Below are 6,699 nucleotides of genomic sequence, written 5' to 3'. Positions count from 1 at the left end.
AAATCCTGTCATCCCGACAGTGAAGCCCTGATGAGATGCAATTCTCATCAGGGCTTCGTCGTTTCCGGGGAAGAGTCGACGCGGGACTCGCTCGGCGCGCGGGCGCGAAGCAGGCGCTCCGCGGGGAGCGACACGGGCCCCTCACCGCGAAACGCGATCGCTATCCGACCGTCGTCGTACAGAAACACCGCGCGGTTCTACTGGACTGCATGGACAACGCGTCAGCTCTTGCAGCGGTGGATCGTGACCGGGTCTCGACCCGTGTCAGCCTAGCTCTCCTCGGCGTCCGTAGCGACGCCCCCGTGCGCCGCACGGGTGGCGCTGGTCCCAGCGATGACGGTCACTTCGTCGTCGACGGGGAGGGGGCCGCGATCCCCCTGAACCCGAACAGTCCGTACGTGGTCACGGCCGCCGGGCGGCTGACGCGCGACGGCGCCGACCTCGGATTCGATGTCGCTCCGGTCGTGCGGCCGCAGTTCTACGACCTGCAGACGGCCGAGGGGGTCGCCTACGACAAGGTCGCGAAGCTGCACGGGAAGAACGTTCTCGCGACGACCGTCGTGCAGACGTGCGTGCGCTACGACGAGAGCGAGCGCTGCCGTTTCTGCGCGATCGAGGCGTCGCTCGATGCCGGCACGACCATCGCGGTCAAGACGCCGGCGATGCTCGCCGAGGTGGCCGAGGCCGCCGTGCGTCTGGATGGTGTGACGCACATGGTCATGACGACCGGCACCTCCAACGGCTGGGACCGCGGCGCGAAGCACCTCGCCCGCTGTGTGCGTGCGGTCAAAGCCGCCGTGCCGCAGCTCGAGATCCAGGTGCAGTGCGAGCCGCCCGCCGATCTCCAAGCCATCACCGACCTCTATGACGCGGGCGCCCGGTCCATCGGCATCCATGTCGAATCCATGGACGACGACGTGCGTCGGAGATGGATGCCGGGAAAGTCCCGCGTCAGCATGGACGAGTACCGCGCCGCCTGGCGTGAAGCGGTGCGAGTGTTCGGCTGGAACCAGGTGTCGACCTACCTGATCGTCGGCATGGGGGAAGACCCCGACGAAGCCGTGGAGGGTGCGCGCGAGCTGATCGAGATGGGCGTGTACCCGTTCGTGGTTCCCTTCCGGCCGCTGAAGGGCACGCTCGCGACCGACATCGACAAGGTCCCGGCTCCCCATCGCGCGGTCGTGGATGACATCACCTCGCGCGTGGCAGGCCTGCTGCATGCCGCGGGGATGCGCGGAGAGGACCAGCGCGCGGGCTGCGCCGCGTGCGGGGCGTGCAGCATCCTGAAGACGGCGGGCGCGTGATGTTCGACGTGCCGGTTCTCACCGGCTCACGTGTGCGGCTCGAAGTGCCGGCCTGGGAGATCCATGTCGCCGACGGCGCCCAGACGCGCGCCTACCGCGCCCTCCGACGCGAGGTGTTCGTCGACGAGCAGGGGCTCTTCGCCGCCGACGACCGCGATGACATCGACGACGATCCGCGCACCGTGGTGCTGGTGGCCGTTTCCCCCGCGGGAGACGTCCTCGGTGGTGTGCGTCTCGCCCCCGCGACGAAGCGCGACATCGGATGGTGGACAGGAAGCCGTCTCGCGGTCCGGCGCGGCGCGCGCCAGGCCGGCGGCATCGGTTCGGCCCTGGTGCGCGCGGCGTGCCGCGAGGCCATGGCCCGCGGGGTCGTGCGGTTCGAAGCGACCGTCCAAGACCGCAACGAGCCGCTGTTCCAGCACCTCGGCTGGGAGCGCTGGGGCGAGACCGAGGTCGCGGGGGCGCCGCACGTGCGGATGCGGTGGCCCATCGACCGGTTCGCGGCACTCGTGCGGGCGACGAAGCAGCCGCTGGGAGAGGTGCTGTCAGGGATCCGCGACGACCACCCCGACGGTCTCGGCGGCACCGGGTGGGTCGGAGACGATGGGGCCCTCCTCGCGGGAACCGACGTCGTCGTGGCCACCGACGCGATCCTGCCCGCCCTCATCGACAAAGACCCGGAATGGGCGGGCTGGTGCGGGGTCCTGGTCAACGTCAACGATCTCTCAGCGATGGGCGCGCACGCGGTCGGACTCATGGATGCCGTGTCGGCACACACCGCGTCGGCGGTCCGCCGCATCGTCTCGGGGCTGCGGAGCGCCGCGGTCGCCTGGGGCGTCCCCATCCTCGGTGGCCATACCCAGTGGGGCGGAGCGTCGTCGCTCGCGGTCACCGCGCTCGGCCGGACAGCCCACCCCGTCCCCGGGGGAGGAGGGCGGCCCGGTCAGCGGCTGGGCCTCACGGTCGACCTGCACGGACGCTGGCGGCGCGGGTTCGAGGGCCGCCAGTGGGATTCGACCTCCACCCGGACCGGCGCAGAACTCCGCCATCTCGCGGGCCTGATTCCGGAGCACCGCCCCGCGGCGGCGAAAGACGTCAGCATGGCCGGCATCATCGGAACGGCGGCGATGCTCGCCGAGGCATCCGGCACCGGCGCGCGCATCGACATGGCCGACATCCCCGCCCCCGACGGCGCCGCGTTCGGCGACTGGCTCACCTGCTTCCCGGGCTTCGGCATGCTCACCGCGGATGCTCCGCCGATCTCGTCGCCGCTCGCGACATCGTCGACGATCGGTGAACTCACCCCCGCCGCCGGGGTCATGCTCCGTTGGCCCGATGGGGTCGAGACCATTGCCGTCGACGCCGGCGCCACCGGCCTCGGCGAGGCGTAACGCAATCTCATTCCGGCGGAAACCAATCCGAAATACCCCATCGCGATTCTCATATCAGAACGCGCTCCATCCCCGGCTCCACCGACGTGAAGGACACGACCATGACTACCGACATCGACGCTCAGATCGCCGAGAACATCGCCAAGTCGCTCGGCGAGGTGCCCCACCCGGCTCTCCCCAAGGGCAGCAACATCTACGGCTCGACCAAGCTCTTCCCCGACTTCCAGGCCGAGGACGGCGAGACCTACTTCACGCTGATCCACGGCATCCCGCACGAGTCCTCGGTCAGCTTCGTCGCAATCCTCCAGGCGACGCGGGCCCTGCGAAAGGGCTTCGAGTCGGCGATCTACCTCTACGGCCCCGGAACCCTGGCGGCGACCGCCAACCGCGGCTTCCCGACCACGGGCGACGCCGGCTTCCCCGGTGAGCTGAACATGAACAACTCGCTCGAGACGTTCATCAAGGAGGGCGGCACCGTCTACTGCTGCCGCTTCGGTCTCGCGCTCCACGGCATCCGGGAGGAAGACCTCATCGAGGGCGTCATCCCCGCGCACCCGCTCGACGTACAGGACGCGCTCATCTACTACGCGCGCAAGGGCGCGATCATCAACTCGACCTACAACCTCTGAGGCCTCCCGTGTCGATCACCGTCGCCTCCGTCTCGGCGAACTTCACCCGGGATCTGGAGCAGAACTACGCGCTCATCGCCGATCTGCTGGCCGAGGCGCGAGCCGCGGGAGTGTCGTTCCTGGCGTTCCCCGAGGCCGCGATCGGTGGGTACCTCTCGTCGCTCGGCAATCACGGCGACACCGTGAAGACCACGAAGAGGTCGATGCCGCCGGCGATTCGTCTCGACGGCCCCGAGATCGCTCGGGTGCAGGAGCTCGCGGGCGACATGATCGTCACGATCGGCTTCTGCGAACTGGCTGAGGACGGCGAGACGCGGTACAACGCCGCGGTGTGCCTGGACGGGGAGAACATCTACGGCTCCTATCGCAAGGTGCACCAGCCGCTAGGCGAGAACATGTCGTACTCGGCCGGCGACACCTACGAGGCCTTCAACACCCCGATCGGCAGGGTCGGGATGCAGATCTGCTACGACAAGGCGTTCCCCGAGGCCGCGCGCATGCTCGCCCTCGACGGCGCCGAGATCGTCGTGAGCATGTCGGCGTGGCCGGCCGCGCGGACCGCGACGGCCGAGAACCTGCAGGACGACCGGTGGACCTATCGGTTCAACCAGTTCGACATCGCGCGCGCCCTCGACAACCAGGTGTTCTGGCTGGCATCCAATCAGTCCGGCACGTTCGGGTCGCTGCGCTACGTCGGCAACGCCAAGGTCGTCGACCCCGGGGGGAACATCCTCGCGACGACGTTGCTCGGGACGGGCCTCGCGATCGCCGAGATCGACGTCGCCGAGACCTTTCGCGCGATGCGCGGGGGCATGTTCCATCTGCGAGACCGGCGCCCCGACGTCTACGGACCGGTCGCCGAGACCGCGGGCGCCCACGTCGAGGGATGGAAGGAGCTGGCCCGTGCCTGAGATGCGCTTCGCCGTCCGCTGGCCCGACGGTGCCGAATCGTCGCACTACTCACCGAGCCTCGTCATGCACGACTACCTCTCCACCGGTGAGAGCTACGGCGTCGCCGACTTCGTCGCGCGTTCGAGCGAAGCTCTGGATGCCGCGGGCGAACGCGTGCGCGCCGCGTACGGGTTCGCGTGCACCTCGGCCATGGCATCCCGTGATGAGATCGTCCAGACGGCCGCGGCCTACGGCGGCGGCGAGGTCACGGTGCTCCGCATGGAGCCGCCCCTTCCGGCGGCGGCGTCATGATCCCCGTCGAGCTCCGGGCAGGAGACCACTATCCCGCCGTCATCGTCGGCGGCGGACAGGCGGGCCTCTCGGTTAGCTGGCACCTCGTGCAGGCGGGCGTGGACCACGTGGTCATCGAGCGGGAATCCGCAGCGAACGAGTGGCGCGACGGCCGCTGGGACAACTTCACCCTCGTGACCCCCAACTGGCACTGCCGTCTCCCCGGCTACGCGTACGACGGACCCGACCCGGACGGGTTCATGACCCGCGACGAGGTCTACGCCTGGGTGCGCGGCTACGCCGACACCTTCGACGCTCCACTGGCTGAGGGAGTGGCGGTTCATCGGGTGGACCGCCGCGACAACGGTGTCTTCGTGGTGCAGACCAGCGCGGGGGAGATCACCGCCGACGCCGTGATCTCGGCGACCGGCGGCTACCACCGTCCGATCACGCCCGGATGGGCCGCAGACCTGCCCGAGCGGATCGTGCAGATGCACTCCCACCACTACCGTCACGCCGGTCAGCTCCCGGGAACGGTCCTCGTGGTCGGCACCGGGCAGTCGGGGACGCAGATCGCCGAAGACCTCCACCTCGAGGGACGTCAGGTGCATCTGGCGGTGGGCCGGGCGCCGCGCGTGGCGCGGTTCTACCGCGGCCGCGACTGCATGACGTGGCTCGCCGACATGGGCGTGTACGACATACCCGTGGGGGCGCAGGCCGCGGCCAAGCGCGCCGCCACGAACCACTACGTCACCGGGCGCGATGGGGGTCGCGACATCGACCTGCGGGCCTTCGCCGCGCAGGGAATGGGCCTGCGCGGGCGGGCCACGGGCATCGCCGACGGCGCCCTCGTCTTCGACGACACGCTCACGGCCAACCTCGACCACGCCGACGCGGTGGCCGAGTCGATCAAGAACGACATCGACGCCTACATCGCCCGCGAGGGCATCGATGCCCCGACCGAGGAGCGCTACCGACCGGCGTGGGCGCCCGACGGGGGTCCGACGACGCTCGACCTCGACGACGTCGATGCCGTCGTCTGGGCGATCGGCTTCCGCGCGGACTGGTCGTGGCTCGGCGACCTCGACGTGCTCGACGCGAACGGGCATCCCCTGCACGATCGCGGGCTCACGGCGGTGCCCGGGTTCTCGTTCGTCGGGTTGCCGTGGCTGCACACCTGGGGGTCGGGGCGCTTCCACGCGATCGCGAGGGATGCCGAACATGTCGCCGCCGCGGTCGTCGCGGCGTCGCGGGGCGTCCTCGCGGTGCGCTGAGCGGCTACCGCGTACTCTCGGGGAATGGCATCCGTCACGATGGCTGCGGTGGCGGCCCATTTCGGTCGCGACGTCGAACGCACGCTCGCCAAGCTCCCCGGCATCGTCGAGGACGCGCGTGGACGCGGCGTGGACCTGCTCGTGCTTCCGGATGCCACGATCGGCGGCTACCTGCTCGACCTGCACCACCCGGTCGAGGAGGGTGACGGCATCCCGCATTCGGTCGAGATCGACGGACCCGAGACCGAGGCGATCATCGCCCTGGCCGGCGACATGACGGTGTGCTTCGGGATCGCCGAACGGGCGGTCGAGAACGGTCGGGAACGGCGATACAACACCGCGGTGTGCGTCACCGGCGACGGCGTGCTCGGGGTGCACCGCAAGGTGCACCTGCCGCTGGGAGAGTCCGAGGTCTATGCCGCGGGCGAGGAGTTCCGCGCGTTCGACACCCCCGTCGGGAGGGTCGGCATGCTCATCGACTTCGACAAGACGTTCCCCGAGGCGGCCCGGTCGGTTGCCCTGGACGGCGCCGAGATCATCGCGTGCCTGAGTGCGTGGCCGGCCAGCGTCACCGATCGCTCCGACCGCATCCGCAACGACCGCCAGGCCCACCTGTTCGACCTCTACGACTGCGCGCGCGCCGCCGAGAACCAGGTCTACCTGGTGTCGTCGAATCAGACGGGCGTCCTCGGTGGACTGCGGTTCCTCGGCCAGGCGAAGGTCGTCGACCCCGCGGGTGAGATCGTCGCCAAGACCTGGGCGAAAGGCGGCCTCGCCGTCGCCGAGGCCGACGTCTCGGCCGACGTCGCCCGCGCGCGACGCTCGCTCAACCACCTCGCCCAGCGTGCCGAGCACGCCTATCGGCTGACCGCCCCGGCGTAGACCGCGCGGCCTGGACCGCCGGCAGCCGCGGAAAGGA

At 70.0% G+C, this 6,699-nt stretch carries 7 protein-coding genes; all 7 read left to right on the top strand.

Annotated elements, in window-relative coordinates; genetic code table 11:
* Positions 1-209: 209 nt before the first annotated feature.
* The 7 genes from D8Y23_RS11970 to D8Y23_RS11940 all read left to right on the top strand — a co-directional run bounded on the left by D8Y23_RS11970 (position 210) and on the right by D8Y23_RS11940 (position 6,662).
* Positions 210-1,304, top strand: coding sequence for an MSMEG_0568 family radical SAM protein (locus D8Y23_RS11970; protein ID WP_128218351.1), 1,095 nt, complete (start codon positions 210-212; stop codon positions 1,302-1,304).
* On the top strand, positions 1,274-2,695 hold the full coding sequence (locus tag D8Y23_RS11965) for an MSMEG_0567/sll0787 family protein (protein WP_240663886.1): 1,422 nt from the start codon (positions 1,274-1,276) through the stop codon (positions 2,693-2,695). The genes D8Y23_RS11970 and D8Y23_RS11965 overlap by 31 nt, the downstream gene beginning before the upstream one ends.
* Before the next feature lie 101 nt (positions 2,696-2,796).
* The gene (locus tag D8Y23_RS11960) at positions 2,797-3,324 is read left to right on the top strand and encodes an MSMEG_0572/Sll0783 family nitrogen starvation response protein (RefSeq protein WP_077052596.1); all 528 of its coding nucleotides are present in this window, start codon (positions 2,797-2,799) and stop codon (positions 3,322-3,324) included.
* An 8-nt stretch (positions 3,325-3,332) separates the two neighbouring features.
* Positions 3,333-4,235 (top strand): carbon-nitrogen hydrolase family protein, encoded by a 903-nt coding sequence (locus D8Y23_RS11955; protein ID WP_128218350.1) that lies wholly within the window; start codon positions 3,333-3,335, stop codon positions 4,233-4,235.
* A 1-nt stretch (position 4,236) separates the two neighbouring features.
* Entirely contained in the window at positions 4,237-4,527 is a 291-nt protein-coding gene (locus D8Y23_RS11950) for an MSMEG_0570 family nitrogen starvation response protein (RefSeq protein ID WP_240663887.1), read from the top strand.
* Complete coding sequence (locus D8Y23_RS11945) at positions 4,524-5,780, top strand: MSMEG_0569 family flavin-dependent oxidoreductase (RefSeq protein ID WP_128218348.1); 1,257 nt, start codon at positions 4,524-4,526, stop codon at positions 5,778-5,780. Before D8Y23_RS11950 ends, D8Y23_RS11945 begins: the two co-directional genes overlap by 4 nt.
* Before the next feature lie 24 nt (positions 5,781-5,804).
* Positions 5,805-6,662 (top strand): carbon-nitrogen hydrolase family protein, encoded by an 858-nt coding sequence (locus D8Y23_RS11940; RefSeq protein WP_128218347.1) that lies wholly within the window; start codon positions 5,805-5,807, stop codon positions 6,660-6,662.
* Positions 6,663-6,699: the final 37 nt, after the last annotated feature.

The sequence above is a fragment of the Microbacterium enclense genome, from assembly GCF_004022425.1.
Lineage (GTDB): Bacteria > Actinomycetota > Actinomycetes > Actinomycetales > Microbacteriaceae > Microbacterium > Microbacterium enclense_A.
This window is presented reverse-complemented; position numbering and strand designations above follow the sequence as displayed.

Excerpts from the sequence above, each read along its gene's own strand:
- D8Y23_RS11945 (WP_128218348.1), top strand. The coding sequence starts at position 4,524 with ATGATCCCCGTCGAGCTCCGGGCAGGAGACCACTATCCCGCCGTCATC.
- D8Y23_RS11940 (WP_128218347.1), top strand. The coding sequence starts at position 5,805 with ATGGCATCCGTCACGATGGCTGCGGTGGCGGCCCATTTCGGTCGCGAC.
- D8Y23_RS11960 (WP_077052596.1), top strand. The coding sequence starts at position 2,797 with ATGACTACCGACATCGACGCTCAGATCGCCGAGAACATCGCCAAGTCG.
- D8Y23_RS11950 (WP_240663887.1), top strand. The coding sequence starts at position 4,237 with ATGCGCTTCGCCGTCCGCTGGCCCGACGGTGCCGAATCGTCGCACTAC.
- D8Y23_RS11970 (WP_128218351.1), top strand. The coding sequence starts at position 210 with ATGGACAACGCGTCAGCTCTTGCAGCGGTGGATCGTGACCGGGTCTCG.